The sequence below is a fragment of the Phreatobacter sp. genome (assembly GCF_027532945.1).
In the GTDB taxonomy this organism is placed as follows: Bacteria; Pseudomonadota; Alphaproteobacteria; order Rhizobiales; family Phreatobacteraceae; genus Phreatobacter.
Map to the genome: position 1 here is coordinate 64,651 of NZ_JAPZTZ010000020.1, position 14,281 is coordinate 78,931.

Genomic DNA, 14,281 nt, shown 5'->3' on the forward strand with positions numbered 1-14,281 from the left:
CCAGCGGTCCGGGCGTCGATGATCACCGCGACCTTCGCCATTCCCGGTGACCTCGCCACCCCGACGGGGGGCTATCGCTATGACCGCGAGGTGCTGGCGCGCGCCAGCGCCCATGGCGTCGAGTTCGACCATCTCCCCCTGCCGGGCTCGTTCCCGTTTCCCCCGCAGGATGATCTGCTGCGCACGGCAGGGCTTCTGGTCTCGCAGCCCGCCGACCGTGTCGTCCTCGTTGATGGTCTCGCCTATGGAGCCCTGCCGGAGAGCATCTGCCTGTCGGTGAAGAGCCCCATCGTCGCGCTCGTCCATCATCCGCTGGCGCTGGAGAGCGGCCTTGCCGCCGACACGGCCGCGCGGCTGAAGGCGAGCGAGGCCGCCGCCCTCGTCCATGCCCGCCGCATCGTCGTGACGAGCCGGATCACCGGCCGCATCCTCACCGAGGATTATGCGGTCCCGGCGGACCGTATCACCGTCGCCGAGCCCGGTACCGCCCCGGCGCCGCGCGCGACCGGCTCCGGGCGGCCGGAGCCGACCATCCTCACCGTCGGCGCCATCTCCGCCCGCAAGGGCTATGACGTCCTGGTCGCGGCGCTGGCGCGGCTCCAGGGCGAGGCCTGGCGGCTCATCATCGCCGGGGCGACCGACCGCGCCCCGGAGGTCCATGCCGCGCTGCGCGAGGCGATCCGCCACCACGGCCTCGAGGCGCGCGTCACTCTCACCGGCGCCATCTCCGATGCGGAGATCGACGCCCTCTACGCACAGGCCGACCTCTTCGTCATGCCCTCGCGCTACGAGGGCTATGGCATGGTGCTGGCCGAGGCCATGGCCCGCGGCCTGCCCATCATCACCACCACCGGCGGTGCGGCGGCCGAGACCGTGCCGGACGGCGCGGCGGTGAAGGTGCCGCCTGACGATGCGCTGGCCCTGTCGGCCGCCCTGTCGCGCCTCATCCAGAGCCCGCGCATGCGCGCCGACCTCGCCGCCCGCTCCTTCGAGGCCGGCCGCACCCTGCCGGGCTGGGACGACACCGCCCGCATCGTCGCCACCGTCGTCGCGGAACTCGCGACGGGCACCCACTCCCATTCCCAGCACCCGGGGCCCCCGCGATGAGCTTCTCACCCGACTGGCTGGCCCTGCGCGAACCGGCCGACCATGCCGCCCGCTCCGCCCATCTCCTGTCGCGGCTCGCCACCCAGTTCGGTGACCGCGACCAGGTGAGCGTGGTCGATCTCGGCTGCGGCGCCGGCTCGAACCTGCGCGGCACCTGGCGCGCCCTGCCCGACCGGCAGTCCTGGCGCCTCGTCGACTACGATCCGGTGCTGCTCGCCGCCGCGCGCCAGCGCCTCGCCGCCTGGGCCGACCGCGCCGAGGAGGCGGGCACCGCCCTCGTCCTCACCAAGGGCGCGAAGATCCTCACCGTCTCCTTCCACCAGGCCGACCTCAACGGCGACCTCGACGCCGTCTTCCCCGCCGATACCGACCTCGTCACCGCCGCCGCCCTTTTCGACCTCGTCTCCGAGGCCTGGATCGCCCGCTTCGTCGCGGTTCTCGCGGCGCGGGCGCTGCCGCTCTACACGGTGCTGACCTATGACGGCACCGAGCGCTGGGACCCGACGCATCCCGCCGACACCGCGATGCTTGCCGCCTTCCATGCCCATCAGGGCACCGACAAGGGTTTCGGCCCGGCCGCCGGCCCGCGCGCCACCGCCGCCATGGCCGAGGCCTTCTCGGCCAAGGGCTATGCGGTGGAGCGGGCGCCGAGCCCCTGGCGGCTAGACGAAACCTTCAGCGACCTTGCGCGCGAGCTCGTCACCGGCTTTGCCGGCGCTGTCAGCGAGACCGGCCGCGTGCCGCAAGCCGACATCGCCGCCTGGCTCGCCGCGCGGCAGGCCGGCGTCACCTGCCATGTCGGCCACGAGGATCTTCTCGCCCTGCCGCGCTGAGCTCTGAACGGCGAAAAGCCCCGGTGCATGGCCGGGGCTTCCGCAGACATCGCGGGATTGGAGGTCGGGGCGCTGTCGGCGTTTCGCTGGCTGCGATCACTCGCAGACGCGGACCGTGCGGCGCTCCATGCCGTAGGGGGTGTCGACCCAGCGGCGGGTCAGGTAGCACTCGGAAGCGTAGGCCCGGGAGTTGGCTGCGGCGATGGCGCCGCCGACGATCACGCCCGTGGCGAGGGCGCCGACACCCCAGGCGAGGTGGCGGCGATGCCAGGGGCCGGCCTCGGCCTGGGATGAGATGCCGACCGACAGGGTGGCGACGGCGGCGGCGGCGAGAGCGAAGGTCTTGAAGCGGTTCATGGCGGTTCCCCTTTTGGATCTGAGGGGCTCAAGTGCCCCTGATATCCATGGGTCTCGTTGACCGCGAAAAAGGTTCGAGCCCGCTGCGATTTTTTTTCGCAGGCGGGCTCGCAATGTCTCACGGACTGGTGGAGGGGCCTTACTCGGCGGCCTCGCCGGCGCGGCGACCGGCCGCGTCCTCCACCGCCTGCTCCGCCGCATCCAGCGTCTTCAGCGCGTCAGGACGGGGCATGGAGATGATGTTGTAGCCGGAATCGACGTGGTGGACCTCGCCGGTGACGCCGCCCGACAGATCCGACAGCAGGTAGAGCGCCGAGCCGCCGATATCGTCGAGCGACACGGTCCGGCGCAGCGGCGCATGGCGCTTCTGGAAGTTGAACATCAGCCGCGCGTCGGAAATGCCGGCGCCGGCCAGCGTGCGCACCGGACCGGGCGACAGCGCGTTGACGCGGATGCCGAGCGGGCCGAAATCGGCGGCGAGGTAGCGCACCGAGGCCTCGAGCCCCGCCTTGGCGACGCCCATGACGTTGTAATTCGGCATGACGCGGGTCGAGCCGCCATAGGTCAGCGTCAGGAGTGTGCCGCCCGGCTGCATCAGCGGCACGGCCCGCTTGGCGACTTCCGTGAAGGAGAAGCAGGAAATGACCATGGTCCGCGAGAAGTTATCGCGGGTCGTGTCGGCATAGCGGCCCTTCAGCTCGCTCTTGTCGGAGAAGCCGATGGCATGGACGACGAAGTCGAGCCCGCCCCAGGTCTCGCCGATGCGGGCGAAGGTGGCATCCAACGTCGCCACGTCCTCGACGTCGCAGGGCAGGACCAGCGTCGAGCCGATGCTGTCGGCAAGCGGCTTCACGCGCTTGCCCAGCGCATCGCCCTGATAGGTGAAGGCGAGTTCGGCGCCGTGGGCGGCCAGCGTGCGGGCAATGCCCCAGGCGATGGAATGGTCGTTCGCCACTCCCATGATCAGGCCGCGACGGCCCTTCATCAATCCGCTCACGCGCGAGCTCCTGGATTCGGGGTCAGCCTCCGGGCCGCGACCGACGACCCTAAGGCGGGGATGCGCAAACCGGTCAGTCCACATGGGCGTTCACGAGTCAGGGGACGATCTATCCCCTGTGCCACGCCACTGCGACCGTCCGGTGACAGCTTGTATGACGGCGAGGCCGTCCTCAAGCGTCGACGTTCTTCAGCACGATCGTGGCGTTGGTGCCGCCGAAACCGAAGGAATTCGACACGACCACGCCGAGCTTGGCATTGTCGATTCGCTTGCGGACGATCGGCATGTCGGCGACCTCCGGATCGAGCTCCTCGATATGGGCGCTCTCGCAGATGAAGCCGTTGTTCATCATCAGCAGCGAATAGATCGCCTCCTGCACGCCCGTCGCGCCAAGCGAATGGCCGGTCAGCGACTTGGTGGCGGAGATTGGCGGGCTCTTGTCGGCGCCGCCGAAGACCTCGCGGATGGCCTCGATCTCCTTGATATCGCCCACCGGCGTCGAGGTGCCGTGCGGATTGATATAGTCGACCTTCGGACCCACGCCCTGCAGCGCCATGCGCATGCAGCGCACCGCGCCCTCGCCCGAGGGGGCGACCATGTCGTAACCGTCGGAGGTCGCGCCATAGCCGGCGATCTCGGCATAGATCTTCGCGCCGCGCGCCTTGGCGTGCTCATACTCCTCCAGCACCACCACGCCGGCGCCGCCGGCGATGACGAAGCCGTCGCGGTTGGCGTCATAGGCGCGCGAGGCGGTGGACGGCCGGTCATTGTACTTGGTGGACATGGCGCCCATGGCGTCGAAGAGAACCGAGAGGGTCCAGTCCAGCTCCTCGCAACCGCCGGCGAAGACGATGTCCTGCTTGCCCCACTGGATCATCTCGTAGGCGTTGCCGATGCAGTGATTCGACGTCGCGCAGGCCGAGGAGATCGAATAGTTGACGCCCTTGATCTTGAACCAGGTGGCGAGCGTCGCCGAAGCGGTGGACGACATCCCCTTCGGCACGGCGAAGGGGCCGACGCGCTTGGAATTGCCGCTCTCCTTGGCCTTTTCATAGGCATCGATCAGCGCGCGGGTGGACGGGCCACCCGAGCCCATGATGATGCCGGTGCGCTCGTTGGAGATCTCGCCGGCCTCCAGGCCCGCATCGAGGATCGCCTGATCCATCGCGACATGGTTCCAGGCAGTGCCGCCGCCGTGGAAACGCATGGCGCGGCGATCGAGCATGGTGGTCGGATCGAGGGTGGGCGCGCCGGAAATCTGCGATCGGAAGCCGTGCTCGATGAACGACGGATCAATCGCGATTCCGCTCTTGGCCTCCCGCAGCGAGGCGAGCACCTCGTTGGTGTTGTTGCCGATGGAGGAGACGATGCCCATTCCGGTGACGACGACGCGGCGCATGAGGGCCTCTTGATGTTGCGGGGCCTCAGGGGCCCACGGACCTAGGTGGGGACGTCAGGCGGCGGTGAAAAGGCCGACCCGCATGTCCTTGACCTCGTAGATGCGCTTTCCGTCCGCTTCCAGCCAGCCGTCGGCAATGCCGAGGACCAGCTTGGACTTGAAGATGCGCTTGAAATCGACGCCATAGACGACCTTCTTGGTCGTCGGCAGCACCTGCTCGGAAAATTTCACCTCGCCGACGCCCAGCGCCCGGCCGCGGCCCGGCAGGCCGAGCCAGCCGAGATGGAAGCCGGTGAGCTGCCAGAGGGCATCGAGGCCAAGGCAGCCCGGCATGACCGGGTCGCCCTGGAAATGGCAGGGGAAGAACCAGAGGTCGGGCTTGATGTCGAATTCGGCGACCACGTGGCCCTTGTTGTTGGCGCCGCCATCCTCGCCGATCGAGGTGATGCGGTCGAACATCAGCATGGGCGGAAGGGGGAGCTGCGCATTTCCGGGCCCGAAGAGCTCGCCACGCCCGCAGGCCAGAAGCTCTTCATAGGTGAAACTCGACTTGCGCTCGCTCATCGCTTGGACTGTCCGCATTCCTCTGGGGGCCGCGCATGGCGGCCGGGGTGGGGGTGCTGTCTAACACAGGGGTACGGGAGGGGCAAAAGGCCGTTGATGTGTATCCGTCACCGGGAGTTTCCGGCGGGAAACACCGCCCCATGGTTGCAGGCCGGTTCCGTACGGGTTGCGAACGCCTTGCAAAGTCGCCGCGGCGATCATAAAAGAGGACCATGACGATCCGCACGCTCATCGACGTGACCTATCAGGATGCGCCGCAAACCGAGGGCGCCAAGCTCTCGGCGCAGGAGCGCGTGACACTGCTGCAGAAGACCGGCTGCCCGATCCACGACGTGCGCACCATGCTGCGCGAGGTGGGCCTGCGCCCGACGCGCCAGCGCATGGCGCTCGGCTGGATCCTCTTCGCCAAGGGCGACCGGCACGTCACCGCCGAGATGCTCTACGACGAGGCCACCAAGGCCCGCGTGCCCGTGTCGCTCGCCACCGTCTACAACACGCTGCACCAGTTCACCGAGGCTGGCCTGCTGCGCGAGATCGCGGTTGACGGCTCGAAGGCCTATTTCGACACCAACCTGTCGGATCACCACCATTTCATCGTCGAGGGCGAGACCACCGTCTTCGACATTCCCGGCCCGCATATCGGCGTGGACAAGCTCCCCGCAGCGCCGGAGGGCTACGAAGTGGCCCGTGTCGACGTCGTCGTCCGCCTGCGCCGCAAGGAAGGCCAGGCCTGACGCTTCTCCCGATCTGAGGGAATCATCGAAGGGTCGTCGCTGAAGCGCCGGCCCTTTTTCATGTCTGCTCACTCCTCGGCGAGAAGCGCCGCCCCCGCCCCGAGCGGCACGATCATGGCGAGGAAGCCGACGGCCTTGGCGAGTGCCGCGGCGATGATCGGCGGACCCGCATCGATCGTGATGCTCAGCCGGGTCGCCAGGATGGCGAGGACCGTCGCAGCGAGGATGGCCGTGCAGATCACGGCGGTTGTCCGCTCGGACAGCGTGAACAGGCGGCGACCCGCATCCGCGAGGCCAACGACGGCACCGAACGTCGAACCCGCCAGGGCCGTTCCCCCCGCGAGCATCACCAGCAGCGCCGCCAGACCCGACAGCGTGGCGATGGCGCGCAGGGCCGCCTGCGGCCAGACCGCACCCTCCGCGGGCGGGGCCGCGGCGATGACGAGGTCGAGCACGCCGACCAGCGCGAGCGCGGCGATGGCGCCGACCAGCCCGATCGTGGCGCTCTCGACGCCGATGCGCCAGGCCCTGCGGAAGAGATGGCGGATCGGCGCGGGCTCCCGCCCGGCCCGCACGGCGAGCCGCAGGCTCGCGACATGGGCCGCGAGCAGCACGGCGATGAAGAGGCTGGCGAGGACCAGCGCCACCATCGGCAGCTTCCACGGCAGCGTCAGCCGAAGGCTCAGTGTCCCCTCGGTGATCACCCCGCAGGCGACCGCATAGGGCAGCACGTGCAGAACCGTGCGCCAGCCCGCCTCCCCCATCAGCGAGAGGAAGCGACGCGCGAAACCGGGCGTGGCGGAGGCTCCCGTCACGCGTCGGCAACCGGCCTTGCGAGGGACGGACGGCTCAGAGCAGCACCTCGATGAGGAAGGGCCCCTTGCGGCGGTTGGCGGCGGCGAAGGCGTCGGCGAAGGCCTCCGCCGTCTCGACCCGCGTGCCCTCGACGCCCATGCCGGCGGCGAGTTTCACCCAGTCGAGGTCGGGATCACCAAGCGAGAGCATGTCATGCGCCTTCCGGCCCGGGTTCTCCGCGCCGACATTGGCGAGCTCGCCCTTGAGGATCGCATAGGCGCGATTCGCCCAGATGCAGACGGTCACGTCGAGCTTCTCGCGCGCCATGGTCCACAGCGCCTGCAACGAATACATGCCAGAGCCATCGGCCTGTAGCGCCACCACCTTGCGGTCGGGGCAGGCGACAGCCGCGCCGACGGCGAGCGGCAGGCCCTCGCCGATGGCGCCGCCGGTCAGCGACAGCCAGTCATGCGGCGCAGCGCCATGGGTGTCCTTGAAGAAGTTGCGCCCCGTGGTGACCGATTCGTCGGTGACGATGGCGTTCTCCGGGAGGAGATGGCCGATGACGGCAGCCACCGAATCCTGCGTGAGTGCGCCCTTCGGCAGGTCAGGCCGCTTCGGCTGGTTGAGCACCGGCACGGCCTTGTCCGCGCCGAGGCGCTCGGCGAGGCGGGCGAGCGCGTCCTCGGCATCCTCGTGGAAGTGCGCCAGCGTCACGACCTCGGCCTCTGGCGGATAGAGGATGGAGGGCTTGCCGGGATAGGCGAAGAAGGCGACCGGCGCCTTGGCGCCGACGAGAATGAGATGCGTCACGCCCTTGGTGGCGGCGAGCGCCACGTCCACCGGATAGGGCACGCGCTCCAGCGCCATGCGGCCGACGCCGCGCTCGATGCGGCCGTTGGAGCCCTCGGCGCGGATCTGCGCGCCGGTCTTGGCGACGATCTTCGCGGCATGGAGCATCGGCGCCTCGCGCACGGCGCGGGTGCCCATGACGATGAGCGGCCGGCCGCCGGCCTCGATGGCGCGGGCGGCGGCTTCCACCGCATCCTCCGCGACCTTCGCGGGGACTGCCGGAGCGGCGATGGCGGCCGGACCGGTGCCATCGGTCCAGGCCGTGTCGGCGGGAAGGATCAGGGTTGCGATCTTGCCCGGCGGGTCCATCGCCACGCGGATCGCCTCGGCGCCATCGGCGGCGACCTCCTTGGCGGAGGTCGAGGTCTTCACCCAGTGGGACATGGTGCCGGCAATGCCCTCGATGTCCGAGGTGAGCGGCGCATCGAACTCCCGGTGATAGGTCGCGTGCTCGCCGACAATGTTCACGACGCCGGAGCGGGCACGCTTGAGGTTGTGGAGGTTCGCGAGCGCATTGCCGAGGCCGGGGCCAAGATGCAGCAGGGTCGAGGCCGGCTTGCCGGTCATGCGGTAATAGCCGTCTGCGGCGCCGGTGGTGACCGTCTCATGCAGGCACAGCACGCAGCGCATCCCGTCGACCCGGTCGAGGGCGGCGACGAAATGCATCTCCGACGTGCCGGGATTGGTGAAGGCCACCGTCACGTCGCCGGCAACGAGGGTCCGCACGAGGCTCTCGGCCCCGTTCATGGGCTTGGTCATGATGTCAGGTCACTTCATCGGGGAGAAGGCGGTGGGAACCAGGATGCGGTTTTCCATTGTCACCAGGAACGGCGTCGCCGCGTCGAGATAGGCGCCCCAGCCGGCTGCGGTGGCAAGCTTCGCACGGCGCTGCTCGCGGTCGGCCATGCTGTCGTAGCGCCACATGTGCACGACCTGGTTCAGCGTTCCGATATCGCTGACGAAGAAGCCGATGGGGTCGCCGAGGATCGGCCACTGGATCGGCTTGGCGAGGCGCTCATAGACCTCCAGGAAGGACTTCACCTTGCCGGGGTGGCACGTATAGGTGCGTTCATCGATGATCATGGCGTTCGTCCGGTTGGGGATGGAGATCAGGAGCCGCGCAGGCCGATGCGCTGTCCGCCGTCGACCGTCACGGTCGTGCCGGTCATGAAGGCGCCCGCATTCGACAGGAGCAGCAGCAAAGCACCGTCGAGGTCCTCCTCGCGGCCGAAGCGGCCGACGGGGATCTCCCGCGTCATCTCCGCGCCCTTGCCGCTGGTGAGGTAGTCGCGGTTGATGTCGGTTACGACATAGCCGGGGGCGATGGCATTCACCCGGATGTTCTTGAAGGACCACTCGATCGCCAGCGCCTGCGTCATCTGGATGACGGCGGCCTTGGAGACGGCATAGGAGGCGTTGCCCTTGCCGACGCCATAGCCAAGGATCGAGGCGATGTTGACGATGGAACCGGGCTTGCCGGCCTTCAGGAGACGCTGAGCCGCCTCGCGCGCCGTGTAGAAGACGCCGTCGAGGTTGGTCGCCATGGTCTTGCGCCAGTCCTCGTCGGAAATCTCGACGGCCCGTCCGGGCACGGCAATGCCGGCATTGGCGACGACCGCGTCCACCGTGCCGAAGGCATGTTCCGCCGCATCGAAGGCTTGTCTGATCGAGGCGCTGTCGGTGACGTCGCCGGAGACGGCGATGGCCCGGCCGCCAGCCTTGACGATAGCCTCCGCCACGGCCTCAACCTTCTCCGCCCGCCGCGCCACGGCGGCGACCGCCGCGCCCTGTTCGGCCAGCGCCATGCAGAACCTCGCGCCAAGACCGGTCCCTGCTCCGGTCACCAGCGCCACGCGGCCCGTCATGTCCAGGATGTTCTTCGGCGCCATCCGCGCTTCTCCTTCTGTGCCGCCGGCACACTGGCAAGGCGCTCCGGGCGCCGCAACCCAGCCGGGCGGAGGACAGCGATGCGCGACCTGCGTCCGCACGCTGCGGCGCGGCGGACCGTCACGGCCCCTTGACGGCGCGCGCCGGAAGGTCGCATGTCGCCGGGGCTGCCGGTGGCAGCGCGTACCAGGTATCCGAGGCCTCATGCGACTGCCGTCCTTCGCCCGCCGCGACGCCCTGAAGCTTATCGCCGCAGCCGGCCTGTCCTGGCCCGCCCTCGCCCAGGCGCAGCAGCCCGGCGCCCAGCCGCCCCCCGCCTCGCCGCAGCCGCAGTCCCGCTTCGTCTATGACGATGTCGTCCGCCGCGCGCGCGATCTGGCCGCCCTGCCCTACGAGGCGCTGCGCAACGACCTGCCGGCCACCCTTACGGGCATGAACTTCGACCAGTACCGCGACCTGCGCTTCCGGCCCGACCGCTCGCTGCTGCAGCAGGGTGGCGGCCCGTTCCGGATGCAGATGTTCCACCTCGGCTTCATCTACCGCACGCCGGTGGTGGTGAATATCATCCGCGACGGCATCGCGACGCCCATCCCCTATGCCGCCGCTCTCTTCGACTATGGCCGCAATCGCTTCGAGCGCCCGCTGCCCGTCGATCTCGGCTTTGCCGGCTTCCGCATCCACCATCCGCTGAACGACCCGCGGGTGCACGACGAGCTGATTTCCTTCCTCGGCGCGAGCTATTTCCGCTTCCTCGGGCGCGGTCAGAAATATGGCCTGTCGGCGCGCGGCATCGCCATCAACACCGCCGGCCCCGGCCAGGAGGAATTCCCTGTCTTCCGCGAATTCTGGGTCGAGACGCCCTCGGCCGAGGCGCAGTCCTGCCAGATCTACGCGCTGCTCGACGGCGAGAGCCTCACCGGCGCCTTCCGCTTCACGGTCTTCCCCGCGCAGGAGACGGTGCTCGACATCCACTGCACCCTCTTCCCGCGTCGCGCGATCCCGAAGCTCGGCGTGGCGCCTCTCACGTCGATGTTCTTCTACGCCGAGAATGATCGTCGCTTCTTCGACGACTACCGCCCCGAGCTGCATGATTCCGACGGCCTTCTGATCCATTCGGACACCGGCGAATGGCTGTGGCGCCCGCTGCGCAACCCGCGCCAGGTCGAGGTCTCGCAATTTGCCGACCGCCAGGTGCGCGGCTTCGGCCTGATGCAGCGCGACCGCATTTTCGAGCACTACCAGGACCTCGACCTCAACTACGAGCTGCGCCCGAGCTACTGGGTGGAGCCGCGCGAGGGTTTCACCGATGGCCGGGTGGAGCTGGTGGAGATCCCGACCACGGACGAGACCAACGACAACATCGTCGCCTATTGGGTCCCCAATCGCGCCGTCGACCAGGGCCAGACGCTCACCTTCGCCTATCGCGTCGTCTCGACCATGACGGAGAGCCGGCTGCATCCGGGCGGCTTCGCGCTGAACACGTTCCGCACCAAGCCGATCGCCCTCGGCTCCGGCGAGCAGGCGCCGGCCAATGCCACCCGCTTCATCGTCGATTTCGTCGGTGGCGATCTCGAATATCACCTGAACCATCCAGACTCGGTGCAGGTCGTGCCCTCTGCCACGAATGCCCGCATCACCCGGACGTTCCTGATCCCGAACCCGCAGAGCCGCGGCTTCCGCGCCGGCATCGACGTGGTGAGCGATGCCGGCCAGACCGCCGACCTGCGGGCCTTCCTGCGCACCGGCAACCGCGCCCTCACCGAGACCTGGACTTTCCCCTGGAAGGTGGAGTGAGGCGCGGACGCGGGGGAAACCGGCCCCTGACCAGCATGTCCCGGCGGGACGCCTGACGATTCAGGACGCGCCCGGTCGCTCCGGCGGCGCCACGAAGCGCTGGTAGATCTGCCCGCCGATGATCGCGACGAGGATCAGCACGATATAGCCGCGGACCATGGTGCTCTGCCAGGCGGCGAGTACGACGCGCTGGTCGGGGCTGGTCGGCATGCCAGCTGGCATCAACGCGGTTGCCTCGGCCACCATACGATGGAAACCAAAGGCCGCCAGGGCCGGCAAGGCGATGACGGCCGCCACGAGCCCGTGCCGGAAGCGGCGTGCCCAGGCCTGACGCCGCAGCGTGATCCACAGGCCGAGGCAGCCGTGCACCCAGCCGGGGGCGAGGAGCGCGAGCTGCCAGCCTTCGGCGCCTGCGGCGGCCAGATTGGCGACGGTGCGGCCATAGGATTGCGGGATGTCGAAGAGGACCTGCGTCATGCGCGTCGCCATGACATGGCCGATCAGCAGCAGGGGCAACGAAAGCCCGGAGGCGAGGCGCACCACCTCGATCAGCGGCAGGCGCCAGTGGCGGCGAAGCGCGAGCGTGCGCAGCGCCAGCATGAAGTGAACCGCCGCAGCGCCGTAAAGCACCACGGTCCCCGGCAGGCTGTGCCAGACCCTCACGGCGAGGCGTAGCCCCGCCTCGGCATGATCCAGCGAGATGATGCCGAGGCTGTGGTTGATGAGGTGGCTGAGGATATAGGCGAAGAGGACGAGGCCGGAGGCGAATCTCAGGCGCCTGATCGCCCCGTCGCTCACGCCGTCACGCCCTCGAAGCCCTTGCGGATCTTGTCGATCGGCAGGTCACGACCGATGAAGACGAGGCGGCTCTCCCGCTTCTCGTCCTCTTTCCAGGCACGCTGGTGGTCGCCGTCGAGGATCATGTGGACGCCCTGGAAGACGAAGCGCTCGGGATCGTCCTTGAAGGCGACGATGCCCTTGCAGCGCAGGATCTTCGGGCCCTCGACCTGGGTGAGGTCCTGGATCCAGGGGAAGAACTTGTCGGGGTCGAGCGGCGTGTCGGTCCGCAGCGACACCGACTGCATGTGCTCGTCGTGATAGTGCTTAAGGCCGCCATGGCTCGGATGATCGCAGTCCGGGCCGCAGGCATGGTCGTGATCATGGTGATGATGGTCGTGGTCATGCCCGTGGTGATGGTCATGACCGTGATCGTGATGATGGCCGTGATCGTGATGATGATCATGGCCGTGATCATGCCCGTGGTGGTGGCCGTCCCCGCGGTCGAGGAAGGCCGGCTCGATCTCGAGAATGCGCTCGAGGTCGAAGGCGCCGCGCGCCAGCACGGCGTCCAGCGGAACGGCACATTTCTGCGTCCGGTGCAGCACGGCATAGGGGTTGATGGCGCGGATGCGGGCCTCCACCTCTCGCAACTGCGCAGGGGTGACGAGGTCGGTCTTGTTCAGCAGGATCACGTCGGCGAAGGCGATCTGGTTCTTCGCCTCCGGCGCATCCTTGAGGCGGTCCAGCAGCCACTTGGAATCGGCCACCGTCACCACTGCGTCGAGGAACGACTTGGCGCCGACTTCCTCGTCGACGAAGAAGGTCTGCGCCACCGGCGCCGGGTCGGCAAGGCCGGTGGTTTCGACGATGATCGCGTCGAACTTGCCCTTGCGCCGCATCAACCCCTCGATGATGCGGATGAGATCGCCGCGCACGGTGCAGCAGATGCAGCCGTTGTTCATCTCGAAGACTTCCTCGTCGACGCCGACGACGAGGTCGTTGTCGATGCCGATCTCGCCGAACTCGTTGACGATGACGGCGAAGCGCTTGCCGTGGTTCTCGCTGAGGATGCGGTTGAGCAGCGTCGTCTTGCCGGCGCCGAGATAGCCGGTCAGCACGGTGACCGGGATTTTCTGCAGCTGGCTGGTCGTGGGCGAGGCGTCGGTCATGATCGTTCCATCGGCCGGAAGGGACTGGGCTTCATATAGGCGAGGTCGCGCCGCTCCGGAATGGGCTCTCAGCCCTGCACAAGGGCACCAGCGATCTGACCGGCATTGTGCCGCATCATCGCGGCATAGGTGGCGGCGGGGCCATCGGCCGGGGACAGGGCATCGGAATAGAGCTTGCCGCCGATCCGCGCCCCGGTTTCCGCCGCGATCCGCTGCATGGCGCGCGGGTCGGAGATGTTCTCCATGAACAGCGCGCGCACCTTGCGGTCCCGGATCTGGCGGATGACCGCGCCGATCTCGCGCGGCGAGGGCTCGGCCTCGGAGGAGACGCCGCGCAGGGCGAGGAAATCGAGGTCGTAGGCCCGGGCGAAATAGGCGAAGGCATCGTGGGTGGTCAGGATGCGGCGCTGGTCGCGCGGCACCGCGCCGATGCGCGCGCGGATCTCCTTGTCGAGCACATCAAGTTCTGCGGTGTAGGCCTGGGCGCGTGCGGCATAGGCATTGGCATTGGCGGCATCGGCGGCCGAGAGGCTATCGGCGATCGCCTTCACGTAGAGCTTCGCATTGGCGACGTCCTGCCAGGCGTGGGGGTCGTTCGCGCCATGCGAATGGCCATGGCTGTGACCGTGGCTGTGGCCACCTTCGGCCTTGAGCGGCGTGACGCCGGCACTCGCCGTGACCAGCGGTGCGCGGCTGCCGGAGGAGCGCACAAGGCGGGTCATCCAGCCCTCGAAGCCAAGTCCGTTGGCAAAAACAACCCGCGCCGCCGCAAGCGCCCGGGCATCGGCCGGCGTCGGCGAATAGGAATGGGCATCGCCATCGGGCCCGACGAGGCTGGTGACCGTTACGCGGTCACCACCGACCTGGCGGACGAGGTCGGCCAGGATCGAGAAAGTGGCAACCACCGGCAGGGGAGCGCCCTGCGCCAGGGTGCGGCCGGCGAGGAAAGGTGTGGCGAGAAGGGCCGAGACGGCGCTGCGACGCGTGATCATGCGGTGATATCCCCGATGAGG

15 protein-coding genes are annotated in these 14,281 nt (G+C 68.6%); 4 read left to right on the forward strand and 11 right to left on the reverse strand.

All coding sequences use genetic code 11. The features are described 5' to 3' along the window. Positions 1–18 precede the first annotated feature (18 nt). Complete coding sequence (locus O9344_RS15275; RefSeq protein WP_298479121.1) at positions 19–1,107, forward strand: glycosyltransferase family 4 protein; 1,089 nt, start codon at positions 19–21, stop codon at positions 1,105–1,107. Beyond that, the gene (locus tag O9344_RS15280) at positions 1,104–1,940 is read left to right on the forward strand and encodes an SAM-dependent methyltransferase (RefSeq protein ID WP_298479122.1); all 837 of its coding nucleotides are present in this window, start codon (positions 1,104–1,106) and stop codon (positions 1,938–1,940) included. The genes O9344_RS15275 and O9344_RS15280 overlap by 4 nt, the downstream gene beginning before the upstream one ends. Positions 1,941–2,036: 96 nt before the next feature. Here O9344_RS15280 and O9344_RS15285 read toward each other — a convergent pair whose 3' ends face one another. The 4 genes from O9344_RS15285 to fabA all read right to left on the reverse strand — a co-directional run bounded on the left by O9344_RS15285 (position 2,037) and on the right by fabA (position 5,257). Continuing rightward, positions 2,037–2,297, reverse strand: coding sequence for a hypothetical protein (locus tag O9344_RS15285; RefSeq protein WP_298479124.1), 261 nt, complete (start codon positions 2,295–2,297; stop codon positions 2,037–2,039). 139 nt (positions 2,298–2,436) lie between these two features. Further along, positions 2,437–3,294: an enoyl-ACP reductase FabI gene (gene fabI, locus O9344_RS15290; protein WP_298479126.1), complete on the reverse strand. Its 858-nt coding sequence runs from the start codon at positions 3,292–3,294 to the stop codon at positions 2,437–2,439. A gap of 172 nt (positions 3,295–3,466) precedes the next feature. Next, entirely contained in the window at positions 3,467–4,693 is a 1,227-nt protein-coding gene (gene fabB, locus O9344_RS15295) for a beta-ketoacyl-ACP synthase I (protein WP_298479128.1), read from the reverse strand. 54 nt (positions 4,694–4,747) lie between these two features. After that, a complete protein-coding gene (fabA, locus tag O9344_RS15300) occupies positions 4,748–5,257 on the reverse strand; it encodes a 3-hydroxyacyl-[acyl-carrier-protein] dehydratase FabA (RefSeq protein WP_298479130.1) in 510 nt (169 codons plus the stop codon). Positions 5,258–5,469: 212 nt separating this feature from the next. Here fabA and irrA point away from each other — a divergent pair, with 212 nt between their 5' ends. After that, positions 5,470–5,991 carry an iron response transcriptional regulator IrrA gene (gene irrA / locus O9344_RS15305; protein ID WP_298479132.1) on the forward strand — a complete coding sequence of 174 codons (522 nt, stop codon included), beginning with the start codon at positions 5,470–5,472 and terminating at the stop codon, positions 5,989–5,991. 68 nt (positions 5,992–6,059) lie between these two features. On the opposite strand, the gene O9344_RS15310 is transcribed toward irrA, so the two are convergent. Genes O9344_RS15310 through O9344_RS15325 form a run of 4 tightly spaced genes read right to left on the reverse strand, consistent with a single transcriptional unit; the run spans position 6,060 to position 9,527 of the window. Then, a complete protein-coding gene (locus tag O9344_RS15310; RefSeq protein ID WP_298479134.1) occupies positions 6,060–6,806 on the reverse strand; it encodes a hypothetical protein in 747 nt (248 codons plus the stop codon). Between the two features lie 34 nt (positions 6,807–6,840). Further along, a complete protein-coding gene (locus tag O9344_RS15315; protein ID WP_298479136.1) occupies positions 6,841–8,397 on the reverse strand; it encodes an acetolactate synthase large subunit in 1,557 nt (518 codons plus the stop codon). Positions 8,398–8,406: 9 nt separating this feature from the next. Next, complete coding sequence (locus tag O9344_RS15320) at positions 8,407–8,721, reverse strand: NIPSNAP family protein (protein WP_298479138.1); 315 nt, start codon at positions 8,719–8,721, stop codon at positions 8,407–8,409. A gap of 26 nt (positions 8,722–8,747) precedes the next feature. Then, entirely contained in the window at positions 8,748–9,527 is a 780-nt protein-coding gene (locus O9344_RS15325; protein ID WP_298479140.1) for an SDR family NAD(P)-dependent oxidoreductase, read from the reverse strand. A gap of 202 nt (positions 9,528–9,729) precedes the next feature. Here O9344_RS15325 and O9344_RS15330 point away from each other — a divergent pair, with 202 nt between their 5' ends. After that, the gene (locus O9344_RS15330; protein ID WP_298479141.1) at positions 9,730–11,319 is read left to right on the forward strand and encodes a glucan biosynthesis protein G; all 1,590 of its coding nucleotides are present in this window, start codon (positions 9,730–9,732) and stop codon (positions 11,317–11,319) included. 60 nt (positions 11,320–11,379) lie between these two features. On the opposite strand, the gene O9344_RS15335 is transcribed toward O9344_RS15330, so the two are convergent. From O9344_RS15335 to O9344_RS15345, 3 genes are all read right to left on the reverse strand, one after another. Continuing rightward, positions 11,380–12,117, reverse strand: a complete 738-nt coding sequence (locus tag O9344_RS15335; RefSeq protein ID WP_298479142.1) for a hypothetical protein — start codon at positions 12,115–12,117, stop codon at positions 11,380–11,382. Then, a complete protein-coding gene (locus tag O9344_RS15340) occupies positions 12,114–13,268 on the reverse strand; it encodes a GTP-binding protein (protein ID WP_298479143.1) in 1,155 nt (384 codons plus the stop codon). The genes O9344_RS15335 and O9344_RS15340 overlap by 4 nt, the downstream gene beginning before the upstream one ends. Positions 13,269–13,336: 68 nt before the next feature. Continuing rightward, positions 13,337–14,260, reverse strand: coding sequence for a zinc ABC transporter substrate-binding protein (locus tag O9344_RS15345; protein WP_298479144.1), 924 nt, complete (start codon positions 14,258–14,260; stop codon positions 13,337–13,339). Between the last annotated feature and the right edge of the window lie 21 nt (positions 14,261–14,281).

What these genes read in the sequence shown, in the direction of transcription:
- O9344_RS15275 (WP_298479121.1), top strand. Translation starts at nt 19, where the DNA reads ATGATCACCGCGACCTTCGCCATTCCCGGTGACCTCGCCACCCCGACG.
- O9344_RS15280 (WP_298479122.1), top strand. Translation starts at nt 1,104, where the DNA reads ATGAGCTTCTCACCCGACTGGCTGGCCCTGCGCGAACCGGCCGACCAT.
- O9344_RS15285 (WP_298479124.1), bottom strand. Translation starts at nt 2,297, where the DNA reads ATGAACCGCTTCAAGACCTTCGCTCTCGCCGCCGCCGCCGTCGCCACC.
- fabB (WP_298479128.1), bottom strand. Translation starts at nt 4,693, where the DNA reads ATGCGCCGCGTCGTCGTCACCGGAATGGGCATCGTCTCCTCCATCGGC.
- fabA (WP_298479130.1), bottom strand. Translation starts at nt 5,257, where the DNA reads ATGAGCGAGCGCAAGTCGAGTTTCACCTATGAAGAGCTTCTGGCCTGC.
- irrA (WP_298479132.1), top strand. Translation starts at nt 5,470, where the DNA reads ATGACGATCCGCACGCTCATCGACGTGACCTATCAGGATGCGCCGCAA.
- O9344_RS15315 (WP_298479136.1), bottom strand. Translation starts at nt 8,397, where the DNA reads ATGACCAAGCCCATGAACGGGGCCGAGAGCCTCGTGCGGACCCTCGTT.
- O9344_RS15320 (WP_298479138.1), bottom strand. Translation starts at nt 8,721, where the DNA reads ATGATCATCGATGAACGCACCTATACGTGCCACCCCGGCAAGGTGAAG.
- O9344_RS15325 (WP_298479140.1), bottom strand. Translation starts at nt 9,527, where the DNA reads ATGGCGCCGAAGAACATCCTGGACATGACGGGCCGCGTGGCGCTGGTG.
- O9344_RS15330 (WP_298479141.1), top strand. Translation starts at nt 9,730, where the DNA reads ATGCGACTGCCGTCCTTCGCCCGCCGCGACGCCCTGAAGCTTATCGCC.
- O9344_RS15340 (WP_298479143.1), bottom strand. Translation starts at nt 13,268, where the DNA reads ATGACCGACGCCTCGCCCACGACCAGCCAGCTGCAGAAAATCCCGGTC.
- O9344_RS15345 (WP_298479144.1), bottom strand. Translation starts at nt 14,260, where the DNA reads ATGATCACGCGTCGCAGCGCCGTCTCGGCCCTTCTCGCCACACCTTTC.